16 protein-coding genes are annotated in these 18,410 nt (G+C 37.7%); 11 read left to right on the forward strand and 5 right to left on the reverse strand.

Annotated features, from left to right (window positions below; translation table 11 throughout):
* The first annotated feature begins 101 nt into the window (after window positions 1-101).
* The 7 genes from F931_RS19855 (at window position 102) to astE (ending at window position 10,059) form a co-directional block, all read left to right on the forward strand.
* Entirely contained in the window at window positions 102-1,535 is a 1,434-nt protein-coding gene (locus tag F931_RS19855) for an amino acid permease (protein WP_016142926.1), read from the forward strand.
* Between the two features lie 1,033 nt (window positions 1,536-2,568).
* A complete protein-coding gene (locus tag F931_RS19860) occupies window positions 2,569-3,840 on the forward strand; it encodes a Glu/Leu/Phe/Val family dehydrogenase (RefSeq protein WP_016142927.1) in 1,272 nt (423 codons plus the stop codon).
* Window positions 3,841-3,975: 135 nt separating this feature from the next.
* Complete coding sequence (astC, locus tag F931_RS19865) at window positions 3,976-5,190, forward strand: aspartate aminotransferase family protein (protein ID WP_016142928.1); 1,215 nt, start codon at window positions 3,976-3,978, stop codon at window positions 5,188-5,190.
* Between the two features lie 18 nt (window positions 5,191-5,208).
* A complete protein-coding gene (gene astA / locus F931_RS19870; RefSeq protein ID WP_016142929.1) occupies window positions 5,209-6,240 on the forward strand; it encodes an arginine N-succinyltransferase in 1,032 nt (343 codons plus the stop codon).
* Window positions 6,240-7,709 carry a succinylglutamate-semialdehyde dehydrogenase gene (gene astD / locus F931_RS19875; protein WP_016142930.1) on the forward strand — a complete coding sequence of 490 codons (1,470 nt, stop codon included), beginning with the start codon at window positions 6,240-6,242 and terminating at the stop codon, window positions 7,707-7,709. Before astA ends, astD begins: the two co-directional genes overlap by 1 nt.
* A gap of 19 nt (window positions 7,710-7,728) precedes the next feature.
* Window positions 7,729-9,072 (forward strand): N-succinylarginine dihydrolase, encoded by a 1,344-nt coding sequence (astB, locus tag F931_RS19880; RefSeq protein WP_016142931.1) that lies wholly within the window; start codon window positions 7,729-7,731, stop codon window positions 9,070-9,072.
* Window positions 9,073-9,084: 12 nt separating this feature from the next.
* Complete coding sequence (gene astE, locus F931_RS19885; RefSeq protein ID WP_016142932.1) at window positions 9,085-10,059, forward strand: succinylglutamate desuccinylase; 975 nt, start codon at window positions 9,085-9,087, stop codon at window positions 10,057-10,059.
* 61 nt (window positions 10,060-10,120) lie between these two features.
* Here astE and F931_RS19890 read toward each other — a convergent pair whose 3' ends face one another.
* Window positions 10,121-10,954 (reverse strand): hypothetical protein, encoded by an 834-nt coding sequence (locus F931_RS19890; protein WP_016142933.1) that lies wholly within the window; start codon window positions 10,952-10,954, stop codon window positions 10,121-10,123.
* A 589-nt stretch (window positions 10,955-11,543) separates the two neighbouring features.
* On the opposite strand from F931_RS19890, the gene F931_RS19895 reads away from it, so the two are divergent.
* Together F931_RS19895 and F931_RS19900 are read left to right on the forward strand one after the other, a co-directional pair.
* On the forward strand, window positions 11,544-11,852 hold the full coding sequence (locus F931_RS19895; RefSeq protein ID WP_016142934.1) for a hypothetical protein: 309 nt from the start codon (window positions 11,544-11,546) through the stop codon (window positions 11,850-11,852).
* A 35-nt stretch (window positions 11,853-11,887) separates the two neighbouring features.
* Window positions 11,888-13,243, forward strand: a complete 1,356-nt coding sequence (locus F931_RS19900; RefSeq protein WP_016142935.1) for a S8 family peptidase — start codon at window positions 11,888-11,890, stop codon at window positions 13,241-13,243.
* Between the two features lie 98 nt (window positions 13,244-13,341).
* Here F931_RS19900 and F931_RS19905 read toward each other — a convergent pair whose 3' ends face one another.
* The 3 genes from F931_RS19905 to ilvY all read right to left on the reverse strand — a co-directional run bounded on the left by F931_RS19905 (window position 13,342) and on the right by ilvY (window position 15,303).
* Entirely contained in the window at window positions 13,342-13,773 is a 432-nt protein-coding gene (locus F931_RS19905; RefSeq protein ID WP_016142936.1) for a hypothetical protein, read from the reverse strand.
* A 96-nt stretch (window positions 13,774-13,869) separates the two neighbouring features.
* A complete protein-coding gene (locus F931_RS19910; protein ID WP_016142937.1) occupies window positions 13,870-14,289 on the reverse strand; it encodes a hypothetical protein in 420 nt (139 codons plus the stop codon).
* A 147-nt stretch (window positions 14,290-14,436) separates the two neighbouring features.
* Window positions 14,437-15,303, reverse strand: coding sequence for a LysR family transcriptional regulator (gene ilvY / locus F931_RS19915; RefSeq protein WP_016142938.1), 867 nt, complete (start codon window positions 15,301-15,303; stop codon window positions 14,437-14,439).
* Between the two features lie 108 nt (window positions 15,304-15,411).
* Here ilvY and ydfC point away from each other — a divergent pair, with 108 nt between their 5' ends.
* The gene (gene ydfC, locus F931_RS19920; RefSeq protein ID WP_016142939.1) at window positions 15,412-16,314 is read left to right on the forward strand and encodes a DMT family transporter; all 903 of its coding nucleotides are present in this window, start codon (window positions 15,412-15,414) and stop codon (window positions 16,312-16,314) included.
* 64 nt (window positions 16,315-16,378) lie between these two features.
* The gene (locus F931_RS19925) at window positions 16,379-16,663 is read left to right on the forward strand and encodes a YciI family protein (RefSeq protein ID WP_016142940.1); all 285 of its coding nucleotides are present in this window, start codon (window positions 16,379-16,381) and stop codon (window positions 16,661-16,663) included.
* 41 nt (window positions 16,664-16,704) lie between these two features.
* On the opposite strand, the gene F931_RS19930 is transcribed toward F931_RS19925, so the two are convergent.
* Window positions 16,705-18,360, reverse strand: coding sequence for a P-loop ATPase, Sll1717 family (locus F931_RS19930; RefSeq protein ID WP_016142941.1), 1,656 nt, complete (start codon window positions 18,358-18,360; stop codon window positions 16,705-16,707).
* Between the last annotated feature and the right edge of the window lie 50 nt (window positions 18,361-18,410).

Genomic DNA, 18,410 nt, shown 5'->3' on the forward strand with positions numbered 1-18,410 from the left:
AAGGGGCTTGGATAAAATAAGTCCACTCCTTAAAGATAATTGCATATTTATTTTTTTCTCCTAAAATGATTTTTTACTAAATTGTCGTTACAGTTTTTTATATGCAATCATTAAATTATCGGAATAATGATGCATCGCAACATGGAAGTTCTGCACCTTTGAAACGAGCAATGAGTACTCGACATTTGGTGATGATCTCCCTTGGCGGTGCCATAGGTACAGGTCTTTTTTTAGGGTCTGGTGATGTAATTTCCCAAGCAGGCCCAATTGGCGCAATTATTTCTTATTTTTTGGGCGGTTTAATTGCCTATACCGTGATGTTATGTCTTGGTGAGCTGGCGGTCCATGTGCCCGAATCGGGTTCTTTTGGGGAATACGCTCGTCGTTATATCGGTCCGGGTACGGGCTATATGATTACTTGGCTCTATTGGTTAACTTGGACTGCAACTTTAGGAACTGAGTTTACCGCTGCGGCTTTACTGGTTCAGGAGTGGTTTCCTTCTACCTCAGTATGGGCTTGGACTCTTTTTTTTGGTGCCTTAGTTTTTTTCCTTAATATTAGTTCAACTCGATTATTTGCCGAGTCTGAATTTTGGTTAGCACTCGTCAAAGTTATCACCATCATCTGTTTCATTGGGCTTGGGTTACTGGCAATTTTTGGTTTTATTCCTTATCACGGACATGAAACGGCGCCATTGTTTAGCAACTTGACGGCTCACGGTTGGTTTCCAAATGGTCTCTTCCCAATTTTTGCCACCATGCTTATTGTTAACTTTGCTTTTTCCGGTACAGAATTAATTGGAGTAGCGGCTGGGGAGGCGGAAAATCCAGCACAGACAGTTCCTAAAGCAATTAATGCAGCAATTTGGCGATTACTGATTTTCTTTGTGGGTACGATTGTAGTAATTAGTTCATTACTACCGTATCAACTCGCAGGACTTAGCGCGAATGAAGTAAGTAATAGCCCCTTTGTGACAGTATTTAATTATATTGGGATTCCCTACGCAGAAGACATTATTCGCTTTGTAATTATTACGGCTTTACTATCTGCTGCAAATTCTGGTTTGTTTGCTGCTTCACGTATGATGTGGTCACTGTCAGCAAAAAATCAATTACCAAAAATATTTTCTAAATTAACTCCCTCAGGAACACCTATTGTTGCCATTACTGTAACTATGTTTGGTGCAATTCCTGGATTACTTTCAGAACAATTTGCACCAGAAACAATTTTTAAGAATTTATTGGGTGTTGCAGCTTTTACAATGGTTGTGGTTTGGATTGCGATTTGTGTTTCACAATTTAACTTCCGTAGACAATGGTATAAGTCAGGTAAAACAGCAAAAGATTTACGTTTCGCCGCACCTCTTTTCCCTCTTACTCCAATTGTAGGTGGGCTGTTCTGTATCGTTACCTGTATAAGTATGGTGTTTGATCCATCCATGCAAGTTGGTTTTATCTGTTGCATTATTTTTATTCTTCTATGTTATCTAAGTTATTTCGTTTTTTATCGAAACAAAGATGAAGTGCGGAGCTAAGCTTATATGCACACAGAAATGTAGTTTTAGGGCCCCTATATGGGGCCTTTTTTATGGCTGAGAAGAAACTTTGAAAGTAAAATTTATATATTTTTTTTAAAAATGTTTTTTTAATTTTAATCATAGAAACAAATATTGTTTTATGAAATTACCATTTATCGGATTCTTATTAATATTTATTTATTATAACTCATTGATTAAGTCTATGTTTCATCTGATTATTTAATAATGAGAAATTTAGGGTTTTATAGATTATGAATTGGAAATGGACTTAATATAGATTTAATGTAGAGAATACATAATTTTTTGATGAGTTTTTATAGATGTCTGATTTTTAAGTTGTTGTTATTTATAATTTAAATTCGGGTCATTTTTTTTATTTATGGATATTTGTTTTCTATAAAAAAAAATTATCAAAGTTAAGGTTTTTTTAATATTTGTTGTTTTTTTATTATAAGGAGCAGTGTGAATTGATTATTTTTTCTCTGCTTATTTATTTTAAAATGTTCTAAATGAGTGTGCTCTATGCTATATTTATTAGAGGATTTTATAGCTATGTTTCGGCTTAATTTTAAGCAGTATCTGTAGAGATAATTAATCTGTAGCATTATTGAACAATGTTTATTTCTAAAAAGACTAATGGAGGGATCTATCGATTAGTCAAAATAATTTTTATGGACACATGGTTTTTCGATAAATCATCGTTCTTTTTAACTCCCAAACGGTTATGTCATTTCTTTTGTACTTATATTTCAGCCGACTGGATTAAGTGGGTTGTGGTTAAACTTTGCTTTTATAAAGATAGCTTTATAAACAGTAAGTTAAACGAAAGAAAGCTTGTAAAAGATATCGATATATAAAAGTAGATCATACTTTTAGTATCAACAAATGGAATTTAAAAAATCTGATGCTTTAGAAGGGCAAAAGATTTAGTAAATAAACTAAAGCATTGTTATTTCAAGGCTTTGGTTGCTGAATAATAAAGACTGCAGATTTATCAATTCTGAGTCTATGAAGGTATATAGGAAAAAAGATGTCAGATCTTTCATACGTAAACGAACACAGCGATGCATGGCAAACTTACTTGGCACAAATTGACCGTGTTGCTCCGTACTTAGACCACTTAGCTGAGTTTATCGACACTTTAAAACGTCCAAAACGTGCACTTATTGTAGACGTGCCAATTGTAATGGATGACGGTTCTATTCAGCACTTTGAAGGCTACCGTGTACAACACAACTTGTCTCGTGGTCCTGGTAAAGGTGGTGTTCGTTACCATCCGAATGTTGATTTGAACGAAGTTATGGCGTTGTCTGCATGGATGACAATTAAAACTGCTGTTTTGAACTTGCCATTTGGCGGTGCAAAAGGTGGTATTCGTGTTGATCCACGTAAATTGTCTAATCGTGAATTAGAGCGTTTAACTCGTCGTTATACGACTGAAATTGGTCACATTATTGGGCCTCAAAAAGATATCCCTGCTCCAGACGTTGGTACAAATGCCAATATCATGGGTTGGATGATGGACACTTATTCTACAAGCCAAGGTTACACAGTAACAGGTGTTGTAACTGGTAAACCAGTTCACTTAGGTGGTTCTTTAGGTCGTGTAAAAGCGACTGGTCGTGGCGTATTTGTTACAGGTCGTGAAGTAGCTGCAAAAATCAATTTACCAATCGAAGGTGCGAAAATCGCTATTCAAGGTTTTGGTAACGTAGGTAGTGAAGCAGCTTTCTTATTTGTTGAATCAAAAGCGAAAGTTACACACGTTCAAGACCATACTGGCACAATTTTCAATGCTGATGGTATTGATCTTGAAGCATTACGTGATCACGTAAATGCAAACCAAGGTGTTGGTGGCTTTGCTGGTGCTCAATCAATTGCTGACGAAGATTTCTGGACAGCTGAGGTTGACATTATTGTTCCTGCTGCATTGGAAGGCCAAATCACTGTTGAACGTGCTCAAAAACTTAAAGCTAAGTTGATTTTAGAAGGTGCAAACGGCCCGACTTATCCTAAAGCTGAAGACATTTTAGTTGAGCGTGGCATTGTTGTCGTTCCTGACGTTGTATGTAACGCCGGCGGTGTAACTGTAAGTTACTTCGAATGGGTTCAAGACATGGCGAGCTACTTCTGGACTGAAGAAGAAATCAATGAGCGTTTAGACAAATTGATGGTTCAAGCTATGGACGACGTTTGGAATACAGCAAACAGCAACGCTTGTACTTTACGTACAGCAGCTTACATCTTGGCATGTGAGCGTATCTTAAAAGCTCGTAAAGAGCGCGGTATTTTCCCAGGCTAATCTGCGGAAATTACTTTAGAAAAAGTGGTTTGAGCAAATATAAAGGATGTTATAGGGTTTATTTGCTCACTCCCTTTTTCTCAATGATTCAAATTTAAGTGTTATCGAATATATTAAATAAATACTGAGGTAAGCATGGAACAGCCAATTTCTGTAACTCGAAGCAACTTTAACGACTGGATGGTTCCAGTTTTTGCACCGGCAAATTTCATTCCGGTACGTGGTGAAGGTTCACGTATTTGGGATCAAGAAAATAAAGAATATATCGATTTTGCAGGCGGGATTGCAGTAAACGCATTAGGTCATGCGCATCCAGTGGCAGTAAATGCTTTAACAGAACAAGCAACAAAAATTTGGCACGTTGGTAACGGTTATACCAATGAACCTGTTCTACGCCTTGCAAAACAACTCACCGAAAACACTTTTGCAGATAAAGTATTCTTCTGTAACTCAGGTGCAGAAGCGAACGAGGCTGCATTAAAATTGGCTCGTAAAGTTGGTTTAGACAGTGGTGTAGCTGGCAAAAGTGGCATCGTTGCATTTAACAATGCGTTCCACGGCCGTACTTTATTTACTGTTTCAGCAGGTGGGCAGCCAAAATATTCACAAGATTTTGCACCACTTCCAAATGGTATCAACCATGTTGCCTTTAATGATTTAGAAGCTGCAAAAGCAGTGATCAATGAGCAAACATGTGCTGTTATTGTTGAGCCAATCCAAGGTGAAGGCGGCGTTATTCCTGCTGACATTGAATTTTTAAAAGGTTTACGCGCGCTGTGTGATGAGTTCGGTGCTTTACTGATTTTTGATGAAGTACAAACGGGTGTTGGCCGTACCGGTGCACTCTATGCCTACATGAACTCTGGTGTTATTCCAGATGTGTTAACCACTGCAAAAGCATTGGGCGGCGGTTTCCCAGTCGGTGCAATGTTAACAACTGATAAGTTTGCCCCACATTTTTCAGTAGGTACACATGGCACGACTTATGGTGGTAACCCGCTAGCAAGTGCGGTTGCAGGTGCAGTATTTGAATTTATTAATACGCCTGAAGTACTTGAAGGTGTAAAGCACCGCCATCAATATTTCCTTGACGCATTAAATAAATTAAATGCTGAGCATCAGATTTTTGAAGAAATTCGTGGCCAAGGTTTACTGATTGGTTGTGAATTAAAAGCTGAATATGCAGGGAAAGCTAAAGATATTACGACTTGGGCGGGTGAAGAAGGTTTACTTGCTTTAATTGCAGGCCCGAATGTAGTTCGTTTTACACCGTCTCTGATTATTCCTGAACAAGATATTGATGAAGGGATTGCTCGTTTAAAAAGAGCATTGGCAAAGTTGGCTAAATAAGAAAAAGGAAAGCTAGCCATGATGATCGTCCGTCATGCCGAGTTTCGAGACCTTGAAGATATTTATAAATTAGCGGGTAAGTCGGGTGTAGGCCTGACTTCCTTGCCACAAAATATGGATACACTTTCGGCTCGAATTTCACGTACTCGCAATACTTTAAATGGCAATGTCCATAAAAGTGAACAAGGCTATCTGTTTGTTCTTGAAGATACAGAAGCACAACGTGTTATTGGATTAAGTGCAATTGAAGTCGCTGTAGGGCTCATTGAACCTTGGTACAACTTTCATGTTGGTACTCAGGTGCACGCTTCAAAAGCATTAAATGTTTATAAGTCACTACCTACTTTATTTTTAAGTAATGACAGAACAGGTAGTAGCGAACTCTGTACATTATTTTTAGATCCAGAGCGTCGTGAAAATCAAAACGGTAAATTCTTATCGAAAATCCGTTTTATGTTTATTGCTGCCTTTAAACAATATTTCGAGAAAAAATTAATTGCTGAAATGCGTGGTTTCTCAGACGAAAATGGATGTTCTCCATTTTGGGACGCGATTGGTCACCATTTCTTTAATATGGATTTCTCAACAGCAGACTATTTGAGTGGAATCGGGCAAAAAGTATTTATTGCAGAGCTTATGCCACGTTTTCCGGTCTATGTAGATCTCTTGCCAAAAGATGCGCAAGAGGTGATTGGAAAAATGCATCCACAAACATTGCCTGCTTATCATGTGCTTGAGTCGGAAGGCTTACGTTATCAAGGATATGTCGATATTTTTGATGCGGGTCCAACGATTGAAGCCAATATTGATGAGTTGCGTGCAGTAAAAGAAAGTCAATTATTAAACGTCAAAATTACAAGTGAAGCTACGGTCGGTAAGACCCAATATCTCATTGCTAATGATAATTATCATGACTATAAGGCAATGTTGTTGAAGCTTGATCTTGTTGATAACACTATAAATTTAACGCATGAACAAGCTGAAAAACTCGGTGTACAAGAAGGTCACGTTGTTCGTGTGTTATCACTAAATCCAATGGAAGTATCCTGATGTCAAACTCTTTATTTATTAATGGTGTATGGTTACAAGGCAACGGCACAACATTTGAAAAGACAAATCCAGTTGATAACCAAACTGTATGGTCAGGTGCTGAAGCAACTGCTGCTGATGTAGAGCAAGCGTGTCAGGCAGCGCGTACTGCATTTCCAGCATGGGCACGTTTACCACTTGCAGAGCGTGTAGCAATTGTTGAAAAATTTGCGGCTTTGCTTGAAGAAAATAAAAAGCATTTAGCAGAAGTCATTAGCCAAGAAACCAGCAAGCCATTTTGGGAAACCTTAACTGAAGTTCAGTCAATGATTGGTAAAGTTGCGATTTCAATTCGTGCTTATCATCAGCGTACAGGTGAAAGCTCAACTGAAATGGCCGATGGTGTAGCCTCTTTACGTCACCGTCCGCATGGTGTGCTTGCAGTTTTCGGGCCATATAACTTCCCGGGCCATTTACCAAATGGGCATATTGTTCCTGCCTTGCTTGCTGGTAACACAGTTGTATTTAAACCAAGTGAATTAACGCCTTGGACTGCTGAAGAAACTGTAAAACTTTGGCAGCAAGCTGGCCTGCCAAATGGTGTGATGAACTTAGTTCAAGGTGGTCGTACCACGGGCGAAGCATTAGCTGCTTCACATGAAATTGATGGTTTATTGTTTACCGGTAGTGCAAACACTGGTTATCACTTGCATAAGCAAATGGCAGGTGCACCCGAAAAAATTCTTGCGCTTGAAATGGGCGGCAATAATGCATTGATTATTGATGAAATTGTTGATGTCGATGCAGTAGTGAATCTTGCTATTCAATCTGCTTTTGTTTCGGCAGGTCAGCGTTGTACATGTGCACGTCGCATCTTGGTGAAAAATGGTGCTGAAGGTGATGCATTTATTCAACGTTTTGTTGAAGTTGCTAAAAACCTAAAAGTTGGTCGTTGGAATGATGAACAACAACCATTTATGGGCGGCGTTATCTCGTCGGTTGCTGCAACAAACATGATGAATGCTCAACAAAAGTTACTTGAACTTGGTGCAAAAAGTTTATTACCAATGACGCGTCCACAACAAGACAGCTCATTACTCACTCCGGGTATTGTTGATGTTACAGGTGTGAAAGATATTCCGGATGAAGAATATTTTGGTCCGCTTACGACAATTCAACGTTATGACAACTTTGAAGAAGCATTAAAAATTGCTAACGCAACTCGTTTTGGCTTGTCGGTTGGTTTGGTTTCTCCAAAGCGTGAACTGTTTGATGACTTACTCATTGAAGCGCGTGCAGGTATTGTGAATTGGAATAAGCCATTAACTGGTGCTTCAAGTGCTGCACCATTTGGTGGTGTAGGGGCTTCAGGTAATCACCGCGCGAGTGCTTTTTACGCTGCTGACTATTGTGCTTGGCCGATGGCATCACTTGAAAGTGACAGCTTAACCTTGCCAGAAAAATTATCTCCAGGGATTGTGTTGCCTTAAACACTAGGGAAAGAAAAAAATGAAAGGATATGAAGTAAATTTCGATGGTTTAGTGGGGCCAACGCATCACTATGCGGGTTTGTCTTTTGGTAATGAAGCATCGACGAAAAACCGTAATAATACCTCGAATCCAAAATTAGCAGCTAAACAAGGTCTGCTAAAGATGAAAGCCTTAGCTGACATGGGAATGAAACAAGGTGTGCTTGTCCCGCATGAGCGCCCACATGTTCCAATGTTACGTCGTTTAGGTTTTACGGGAGATGACATTAGTGTTATTGCTCAAGCAATGCGTCATTCACCAGAACTATTATCATCTTTAAGCTCAGCTTCACCGATGTGGACTGCAAATGCAGCAACTGTTTCACCTTCGGCAGATAGCCAAGACGAACGCGTGCATTTTACCGCAGCAAATCTGAACAATAAGTTTCACCGTTCAATTGAAGCCGAAACTACAAGCCAAGTTTTACAAGCGATCTTTAAAAATGAACGTCACTTTGTTCATCATGAAGCTTTGCCACAAGTGGCTTTATTTGGTGATGAAGGAGCAGCAAATCACAATCGTTTAGGTGGTGATTATGCTAAGCGCGGTGTTCAAGTTTTTGTTTATGGCCAGCAACATTTAAATAATGGCTTACCGGGACCAAAACGCTATCCAGCTCGTCAGACACGTGAGGCAAGCGAAGCAATTGCACGTTTGCACCGTTTGGATGATGCACATACAGTTTTTGTTCAGCAAAATCCGGATGTAATTGATCAGGGTGTATTCCATAACGATGTGATCGCGGTAAGTAACCAACAGGTTTTATTCCATCATCAACATGCATTCTTAAATCAAGATCAGGCTTTTGCTGAAATTCGTCAAAAAATGGCAAGCATCGGTGAAGATTTTATCTCGATCGAAGTTCCTGAAAACCGTGTTACGGTTGACGATGCTGTAGCGACCTATTTATTTAATAGCCAGATTTTGACTCGTCCAGATGGTGGAATGACTATTGTTGTACCCGAAGAGTCTCGTCAAAATGCAGCAGTGTGGGGCTATTTGAACGATATGATTCAAATGGGTACACCCATTGATGCTATTCAGGTATATGACTTACGTGAAAGTATGCGTAATGGTGGTGGTCCGGCTTGCTTACGTTTACGTGTAGCTTTAAACGAAACTGAGTTAAATGCTGTAAATCCAAAAGTACTAATGAATGATCAATTGTTTGGCACACTCAATCAATGGGTAGATAAACATTATCGTGATCGTTTAGCACAAGAAGATTTAGCTGATCCGCATTTGTTAATGGAAAGCCGTATGGCGCTCGACGAACTGACCAAAATTTTAGGTTTGGGTTCGGTTTATCCTTTCCAAAAATAGTGAGGAGGTGGCATGCAGGATTTTCTAGCATTAACCTTACAAGGTGAGCAGCCTAAAACCCGCGAAGGAAAACAAGATAATTTTTCTTGGCGTTGGTTGGGTGAAGGACTTCTTGAATGTACGCCAAACGCACAGTACGACAAAGCCGTCGTACTGTCAGCTGGAGTACATGGTAATGAAACAGCACCAATTGAATTGTTATCTCATCTTTGCACAGATTTATTTGCAGGACGTTTAAACCTTGCTGTGAGGTTGCTGTTTGTATTGGGTAACCCCTATGCAATGCGTCAAGGCAAACGCTATGTGCATGATGATGTAAATCGAATGTTTTGTGGTGGATATAAAAATCTACCCGTGACTGAAGAATCAAAGCGTGCTGAGGTTTTAGAGCAAGTTGTCACGACTTTCTTTCAGGAAAGCTCAAGTGAGGCTAAACGCTATCACTATGATTTACACACTGCAATTCGTGCTTCTTTATTGCCTACTTTTGCTTTATTTCCATATCAAGCGCATGCTTATGATGCAGGTTTGAAAGCGAGCCTTGAAGCAGCTGATTTAGATGCTTTGGTTTATCACAATGCGGTCGGTAAAACATTTACACATTTTACCAGTGAAAATTTTAAAGCTGCGAGTGCAACTTTAGAGTTAGGCAAGGCCTTGCCATTTGGACAAAATGACCTGAGTCAGTTTGCTGCAATTGACGAAGTCATTCGTAATGTAGTTTCTGAACAAGCATTACCACCACGCAATAAAACAAAAATTCGGGTCTTTAATGTATCGGATTCTTTAATTAAAAAAGATGAAGATTTTCAGATGAATTTATCGGCTGAGGCCCCAAATTTTTCAACTTTTACCAAGGGTGAAATCATTGCGACTCAGCCTTCTGGTAATTATGTGGTTGAGCAAGATCAGGTCTGGATTTTATTTCCAAATCCAAATGTGAAGCTTGGTTTACGTGCGGGTTTAGTTTTAACTGAAATAAACTGAATCATTGATTTTAGAGAAATAAAAAAGGGCAATTAATTGCCCTTTTTTTATTTGTAAGAAATTAGTTAGTACCGAAAAGGCCTTTAATCCAAGATTTCTTTTCAGCTTTTTGAGTAGAAGTTTCAGCACCAGCATTTACATTTGCGTTTGCATTAATTCCAACAGGAGCAACGTTTACGCCAACATTTACACCAGTTTGAGCATTAACAGCATGTGCTGGTTGAGCTGCATTTAACTGTGCTTGAGCATCAGCTTTAGTGTCAGCTACAAATTCTTTTTGGTCAGCTTGGTTTTGAGCTACACGAGTTTTTACTGCATCTACGTGCGCTTGGGCATTAGCTTGTTTTTCAGCAGTAAATTCTTTTTGGTCAGCTTGTTTTTCTGCAACTTTAGTTTTTACCGCATCAACACGTGCTTTAGTATCAGCTTTAGCTTCAACTGCTAGATTTTTAGTACCGTTTACAGCTTTAGTTGCTACATCTTTAGTACCTGTTACTGCCTCGGTAGCAAAATGCTTAGTACCATTTGCAGCTTTAGTCGCTACATTTTTAGTACCTGTTGCAGCTTCGGTAGCAAAGTTTTTAGTACCTGTCGCAGCTTCAGTAGCTAAGTGTTTTGTCCCATTTGCAGCTTTAGAAGAAAGTTCAGTCACTTTTCCTGTTGTTTTTTTAGTTGCTTTAACCGTAGTGTCAGCAGCGACATGACCTGCATGCTTTGCTGTGCTGCCTACAGTGTGTGCAGTATTTTTGACTGTATTGGCTACGCCACTAACAAGACCACCCGGTTGTACATTTACTTGAGCAGAAGCACCTGCATTAACGCCCGCACTTTGTGCAAAAATAGAGGCAGAAGCAAGAACACTTGCAGTAACGATAGCTGTTTTCATCATTTTCATTGCGATATCCTTCAAAGAATATACCCTTTAGTGAGGTATTTCATAAACGCAATCGCATCATAGCTAAGGAAATAGGAGCTTGGGAACTCACTTCATCAAAACGTTACAACAGTGTTACATTGAGTAAACAGACTAGGGATAAATTGTGAAGATTAATAAAAATTAATAATAAAGTGAAAAAGAACATTTATTTTTTAGTTATTCTAATTAAGCTGGTCCTATTTCCCTCTTACAGCTTTTTAACTCCCATCTCCTAAATTTTTTATCATTATTCATAAGCTATTTGCCTATATCTCTAGATGTGATGTAGTTCTCATTATTTATTAGAGGAAACGGCATACTAATTGCTTATTATGAGAATAGGGTGCTTTTTAGCACTTTTTTGAACCATATTCTGCCAGAAATATAAATGTACAGGGCAGAACTGTATTTTTGCTTATTCGGGAAAAGGTAATTTAGCTTTTCTCATGTTTATATATTCCATGAAGTGTAAATTTCACATGAAATATATCTAAAGAAATAGCACTTTATTTCGAATAATCAAAAATAAAAATAGATGTCTATAAACAAAAAAACAGAGATCTTAAAGATGAAAATTATTGCTTCCCTTCTTGTATTAGTCGGCTTAATCGCCTTTGTTTTCTACTTTAAACCCACAAGCGGTGCAGCTGATGTGTTCAATTCTGCTTTACATGAGTCGAATTCACCACAGCCAAATACATCGTCTTTTCTTTCAAAACTTAAGGAGCCTACCCAACCTAAAAATCTATCTCAACATTCAACTCATTCTCAATCGGTATCAGTTAATACCGTTCCTTTATATGACACGAAAAGTGATCTTTCTATTCAACCGATTGATCCAGAAAAAGATCCAGCAAATGAAATAAAAGCGAAATAAGCAAATTGTTAGTTGAAAAACTACGGAGAAAAATAATGCAAAGTAAAACGTTATTTCTATTAGGTCTATGTACGATTTTAAGTACAACAGCATCCGCTCTTCCTTTAGAGTCTAAAGGTGCTAAGCAGCGATTAAATCAAGCAGCAAAACAAAAAGTATTTCAGGGCAAAATCGATTTGGATGCCTTAGTCAATAATGATTCGAATGATTTAATTGTTGAATACGATATTCCTTCGACGAGTGTACTTTCTGGTCTAGAACGGCGAAGTTATATTGCTACAAATAAAAAGAATATTCAGGCAAGGTTTAACCGTGCTGGTGGTGTTCAAGTACTTCGGGACTACAATAATTTACCTTTAGCTTTTTATCGGATTAGTAATCGGGAGGCTTTAGTCACTTTATTGAATGATCCGAATGTTAAAGCGGTTTATCCGAACCGTATTAACCGTACTGCGACTAATGAAAGTTTACCTTTGATTAATCAACCACAGGCAAACACCAATGGCTTCACCGGTGAGGGTTCTAGTGTGGCAGTGATTGATACAGGGGTGAATTATCTACATTCAGATTTTGGGTGTACGGCAGTGAACACACCATCCAATACTTGTCGAGTTGTTTATTCATTTGATAGTGCACCAGATGATGGCACTTTAGATGATGATGGGCATGGGAGTAATGTTTCAGGTATTGTATCTAAGGTTGCCACCAAGACCAAAATTATAGGCATTGATGTTTTTAGAAAGGTTAGATCCCAAGGTAAATGGGTAAGCACAGCTTATGATAGTGATATTCTCGCGGGGATTAACTGGGCTGTAAATAATGCACAAACCTACAATATTAAAGCAGTTAATTTAAGCCTTGGTGTACCGGGTGTTAAATATACCTCGGAGTGTAGCGATAGCAGTTATGGAACGGCATTTGCCAATGCACGAGCTGTTGGTGTGGTTCCGGTTGTAGCTTCAGGTAATGATGCATTTTCAGATGGAATTTCATCTCCTGCCTGTGTTGCTGGTGCCGTAAGAGTGGGGGCTGTTTATGATAGTAATATTGGTGGTGTGTCATGGGGGAATCCGGTGAAATGTTCTGACCCGACAACAGCAGCAGACAAAGTGGCGTGCTTTAGTAATGGCGGTAGCCTTGTGACTTTGTTGGCACCGGGAGCAATGATTACGGCAGGTGGTTACACCATGGGTGGTACATCTCAAGCGACACCGCATGTAGCAGGAGCGATTGCTTTATTACGAGCGAATAGTGTGAGTCCAGCAGAAAGTATTGATCAAACCATTAGCCGTTTAAAAACGACAGGTAAGCCAATTACTGACTCAAGAACGGGCTTGGTTTTCCCGCGTATTGATTTACTGGCAGCAACAAATGGTTTAACCATTAATTAAATCGCTTATTTATAAATTTAAATTAAGTCCAAGAAATTTTTAAATAGCTATAACCCGTTGCGAAGGGCAGCTTTTGCAACGGGCTTTTTTTGAAAAAGTTAATGACACTTTGCTAAATTTGCAGGATTAAAGTTGCTTTGGAGCTTTTTGAAATTATTCTGAATTTCTGGATCTTGAATGTTAAAAGTGGTTGAGCTTTTGGTTGTAGAGTTTGTTGCCTGATTTAATATACCTGATTCATCAGGGTATTGTTGAGTGAACGATGTAGCTGAAATTAGGCCTTTATCATTAAATACCCAGTGTTCAGTCACATGTCCACCACCTAAATATCCCGTAAACTCAATCATGCAAGCTTGCTTATCTTGTTTAATAAGTTTAGCTACATTACCTGTCGTTGAGGGATAGGCTTCAATATTCGTATCTTGCTCTAAAACTTGTGCCTGAGAATAAGGAGAGATAGGTGCTGAAGTTGCACATGCAGTTAATGCCAAGCAGCATAGGGTGGAAAAGAGAAGTTTGTGACTATTCATAAGGCAGATTCCTAGCTTTTTATAGTGGATGATCATTAGTTCTAGATGAATATATGTATTTATAAAAGCGCGAATTTATCGCGCTGTCCAAGCAAATTAGTTAGTTGTTGTGCTTGATTTGCTTAACTCGCCTTGCTCTATCGGAATATTTTCACCGTTTCGACTACTGGTAATATTTTGCTTCGCCTGATCTATTTTTGTTTCGGTAAAAGCTTTTGCGGTATCTGCTTTTTGCTGAACGACCTCTGCTTTTTCAGCCGTAAACTCTTTGGTGTTTTTCCACTTTTCACTAATTTTATTTGAAGTTTTTTCAGAAGCTCCTTGAATAGAGTCTCCTAAATTTTGTATGCCTTTTCCTGTTTTATACAGTAATACACGACCTAAGCTTGGGTTGTCACCATAAGGTTGTGTTTTAGGTGTTGTTTCAACAACTTGTTGTGGCTGTGTTGTTTCTGCAAATAAGGTTGATGAAGCCAATATAGAACTTGCAACGCATAATACTTGTAAGATTTTCATATGGATCAATCTCCCCAACCAGAATCAAAAGATGAAGAGGTGATCTTACTGTTAAAAATAAAGCTTGTACTGCAATGAGATAAAACCCATACGATTTGATTACGATAAATCATCATTTAATAGCAGTAAAACAATGAGACTAATGGCTCACAAACAAAATTCAGACTTAATTAATTCTATAAACATATCTCGAGCTTTATGGTTACTCACATTTTTGTGCCAGAAAAAGTGATTTTGCATAAAGGAAAGATATTCAAACTTATAACTTTGAATATGGGCTAAATTTTTATATTGCTCATAAATGCTCTTGGGCACCAAAGCCACCCCTGAGCCTGCACTAACACAACCAATAATGGTGGCATAACTGGTAATGCTAGTGATGGGAAGAGAAATATTCTTAAGTTTAAGCCATTCTTCGAGAGCTGCGCGGTAAGGGCAGCCTTCAGTCCACATAAAGATTTCTTTGCCAATTAGGTCTTCTTGGCAATTAATTTCACCCAAAGAGTGAGATGCAATTAAGACCATGTCTTCTTGGTAAATGCTGAGTTTATTAAGCATTGGAAAATCAATATTACCCGCCACAATCGCACCATCAAGTTTATGCTGAGAAATATCGAGTAATAGCTGTTTCCATGTGCCAGTAATAATTTGAATGGAAACTTCTGGAAAACGTTGATGGTATTTCGCTAGCAAATTAGGCAGGCGAGTTGTAGCAGAAGATTCAATAGCGCCAATTTTTAATGGGCCAGAAGGAGGAGCATCTGGATGAATGCTTCGTTTTGCTTCATCACACAGCGCTAAAATTTTATGGCAATAATTAAGAAAGATTTCTCCAGATGGGGTCAGTTTTAAACTTTTCCCTTCTCGGTAAAACAACGGTGCACCCAGTTCTTCTTCGAGTTGTTTAATCCGTGTTGTGATGTTGGATGGTACGCAATGCAGTTGCATTGATGCCTTAGCCATTGTTCCGCATTCAACCACAGTTTGGAACATTTTTAACTGAGCGATATCCATGTTTTATCATTCACTTTTAATGAATATTTAGCTCAATATAAGTTAATTTTATTCAACTATCCATGCGCATATGATGAAAGTGTTCCATTCCACTAGTGCAGATTTAACATGGCAATTTCTCTTGCTGCCGAAACCCAGCCTCCAGCTTTTAAGCTCTATTTATGCATTGCTGTGACCGTTTTTTGTTGGGGCTATTCACCTATTGGTGTACATAGTGCCTTGCATTCATATACACCGCAGCATATTGCCTTGCTCCGTTTTTTGATTGCATCGTTTTTTTTACTACTTTTGGTCATGAAAAAAGGCATTCAGCCTTTAAATTGGAAGGATGTTCCTGCTCTTGCTGTATTAGGATTTTTCTCTGTAACGCTACATCATTTGCTCATAAATACAGGGCAGCAATATGTGACTGCGGTTGCATCCAGCATCTTAAGCCAATCTATTCCTTTATTTACTTTTATTATTTCAGTTTTAGTTTTTAAAGAAAAAATCAGTTTTAAACAGTGGTTATGTATTTTATTGGGACTTGGCGGCGCCGTGTTAGTGGTCAGTGGAGATCATGGTTTTGGTGTACCGAGTCCTTATAGTTTGTTGATTGTTTTAGCCGCAATTGCGTGGGGTCTGTACTTTAATTTATATAAAAAATTTGCCTTAAATTATGATGCATTGAGCATGATGTGCTACATCATCTGGTTCGGGACTATTCCTTTACTATTTTATAGTGCTCATTTGCCTAGTGAAATTTTACATGCTACTTGGCAAGCCAATATGTCGGTTGTCCTATTGGGTATTTTTCCAAGTGCGATGGCTTATGTACTGTGGGGATATGTACTTAAAAATATGCCGTTAACGATTGCATCGAATTTTTTATATTGCTCACCGATTGTCGCAATGAGCTTGGCAGTTGTTTTCTTAAATGAAAAACCATCAATGATGGTGTTACTAGGTGGGGTAATTATTGTGGGAAGTTTGGTGTGGATGAATTGGGGGAATAGGCGTACTATCGAATAAGCTATAGATCATTAAACTATCTGTAGACTAATGTGTCTTGCGTTATTTGCTTTAAGAGAATGAGATGATTGTTGTTACCTTGACCTATAAAAAACCATTAGCCGAAGTTGATGCTGTACTCAAAGAGCATATTGCATTTTTAGATCATTACTATGAGCAAAAGAAGTTTCTGGCATCAGGGCGTCGAGAAAATAGAGTAGGTGGGGTGATTTTAGTTTTAAGCTCTTCGATTCAAGAAGCTGAAGAAATCATGAAAAATGATCCCTTTTATATTCATGATGTGGCTGATTATGATTTTATGTGGTTTGAGCCATCGAAAAGTTTAGAAGAAATTAAAGCATTTGTTTAATTCAAATAATAAAGGGATCTATAAAAGATCCCTTTATTATTTTATATGTAATCTTCATTCGAGTAGATATCCGTCTGTTCCAGAACAATATCTAAAGCTCTATGGAGCATTTTATGTATTTTTATTGAAGTAGCTCTTTTAGCTTCTCCTATTGTGATATTTGGTTGATCTATATAGGACCATATAAAGGTTTCTAAACTGCTAATTTTAATTCCAATAGTACCAGTTTTATATAATGCTACGAGGAGCTGAGAAATTATCTCACTTTCCTTTATTGTAGATTTTGGCTCCATAATTTTTTTGCAGATTTCAATACAACTATCTGTTTCATTATATTCATATAAAGTGAGTATGACCTCTTGTAAAGATTCTCCCGCTAAAGTTGAACGTGAAATATTAGCTGTTTTGCCTCTAAGTATTTCAATTATATCTAAGAAAGATGGATAAATCTGAGACCATTCTTCAGAAAGTGAATTTAAGCGTTTACTTGAATATATGGCTTCAGCGGCGAGGAGGGCGCGCCATGAAATTTTATTATCGGAAGATTTTTGGAAACAAGTATTTACGAATTGCAGTATATCCCTTGGTCTGCGTAAAGTACGTTCGATTAGAAAGTCAAAGGCTAATTGGCCACCCTTCTTTCGAGGGGACGGAAATAAATCATCAAATGTAATATTCCCATTTGTGTATTGGAATTTAAATACTTGATTAATTCTTTTTTCAACTAGATTCCTCAAGTCGAAAGGTTGCCATAATATATCCAATATATATGACTCATATTTTTCTTCTTGAAATCCTGAGTCTCGAGTTTTATCAAAAACTAATTGTAGTAAATCTTTTCTTAAAGCTATAACAATTTTTATTTGTGCTAGTTTTCTGAATGACTTAATTTCCTCAATAAGTGCTCGGATGAACCTACATCTAGTTGATGTGTTTGCCCAGTCTTCATCAAGCTGATCAATTATTAAGTAAAATTTCTTTTGTGGGTCATTAAAGGCTGATTCATTTAAAGTATCTAATATATGATTTAAATTGGCTAGTTGAGAACCATCTATAACTTGATTGGCTTTTCTTTTTATATCTGTAATCTGTTCTTCAGAATATCTAGAAAGACCTTCGGCTCCAGCCTTGATAATTTGGCTATTCGCTCCTAAAGAGGCCTTTGTCTCACTTTCTAATTTGCTAGTGATTTGTTTAAGCTGTTCATCTGTTTCTAACCAAAATTTATCTCCCCATTGCTGAAAGTATTCATATGCTTTTTTTTCATTATTATCTTTAAACCAATCTAAAAAATTCCTAAAAATTGAACTTTGAGATGAGAAACTATTATTGAAATCATATCTTAATTTTAATAACTCAAGAATAATAATATGTCTCCATAACATTCTATAAAATAGATCTAATTTTATATCTAAATTTTCAAAAAAATTAATAATATCAGAGTGTTCTAAGAATTTTATGGAGATATCGTGAGGGTCTAAGCGCTTACATTTAGAAACTGACTTTTCTAATTTGTATAGTAAGGCACTTTTCCCTGAACCTGTTCTCCCTAGAATGATCGATTTAGGATTTTTAACATCGATTAATTGTTCAAGATAGCCATTATCTATAAAACAAGAATCTAGTAGTTTGCTATCAGCTTCTGCATCAAGCTCACCTATTCTTAAATCTTTTGCAAATGTAATATTTTTTGTCATTTTAGCTATTTAGTAATAAACCCCACTAAATATATAGCGGGGTTTATTTT

The organism is Acinetobacter pittii ANC 4050 (assembly GCF_000399685.1).
In the GTDB taxonomy this organism is placed as follows: Bacteria; Pseudomonadota; Gammaproteobacteria; order Pseudomonadales; family Moraxellaceae; genus Acinetobacter; species Acinetobacter pittii_E.

Excerpts from the sequence above, each read along its gene's own strand:
- F931_RS19860 (WP_016142927.1), top strand. The coding sequence starts at position 2,569 with ATGTCAGATCTTTCATACGTAAACGAACACAGCGATGCATGGCAAACT.
- ilvY (WP_016142938.1), bottom strand. The coding sequence starts at position 15,303 with ATGGATATCGCTCAGTTAAAAATGTTCCAAACTGTGGTTGAATGCGGA.
- F931_RS19890 (WP_016142933.1), bottom strand. The coding sequence starts at position 10,954 with ATGAAAATGATGAAAACAGCTATCGTTACTGCAAGTGTTCTTGCTTCT.
- astB (WP_016142931.1), top strand. The coding sequence starts at position 7,729 with ATGAAAGGATATGAAGTAAATTTCGATGGTTTAGTGGGGCCAACGCAT.
- F931_RS19895 (WP_016142934.1), top strand. The coding sequence starts at position 11,544 with ATGAAAATTATTGCTTCCCTTCTTGTATTAGTCGGCTTAATCGCCTTT.
- ydfC (WP_016142939.1), top strand. The coding sequence starts at position 15,412 with ATGGCAATTTCTCTTGCTGCCGAAACCCAGCCTCCAGCTTTTAAGCTC.
- F931_RS19930 (WP_016142941.1), bottom strand. The coding sequence starts at position 18,360 with ATGACAAAAAATATTACATTTGCAAAAGATTTAAGAATAGGTGAGCTT.
- F931_RS19910 (WP_016142937.1), bottom strand. The coding sequence starts at position 14,289 with ATGAAAATCTTACAAGTATTATGCGTTGCAAGTTCTATATTGGCTTCA.
- F931_RS19855 (WP_016142926.1), top strand. The coding sequence starts at position 102 with ATGCAATCATTAAATTATCGGAATAATGATGCATCGCAACATGGAAGT.
- astA (WP_016142929.1), top strand. The coding sequence starts at position 5,209 with ATGATGATCGTCCGTCATGCCGAGTTTCGAGACCTTGAAGATATTTAT.
- F931_RS19925 (WP_016142940.1), top strand. The coding sequence starts at position 16,379 with ATGATTGTTGTTACCTTGACCTATAAAAAACCATTAGCCGAAGTTGAT.
- astC (WP_016142928.1), top strand. The coding sequence starts at position 3,976 with ATGGAACAGCCAATTTCTGTAACTCGAAGCAACTTTAACGACTGGATG.
- F931_RS19900 (WP_016142935.1), top strand. The coding sequence starts at position 11,888 with ATGCAAAGTAAAACGTTATTTCTATTAGGTCTATGTACGATTTTAAGT.
- astD (WP_016142930.1), top strand. The coding sequence starts at position 6,240 with ATGTCAAACTCTTTATTTATTAATGGTGTATGGTTACAAGGCAACGGC.
- F931_RS19905 (WP_016142936.1), bottom strand. The coding sequence starts at position 13,773 with ATGAATAGTCACAAACTTCTCTTTTCCACCCTATGCTGCTTGGCATTA.
- astE (WP_016142932.1), top strand. The coding sequence starts at position 9,085 with ATGCAGGATTTTCTAGCATTAACCTTACAAGGTGAGCAGCCTAAAACC.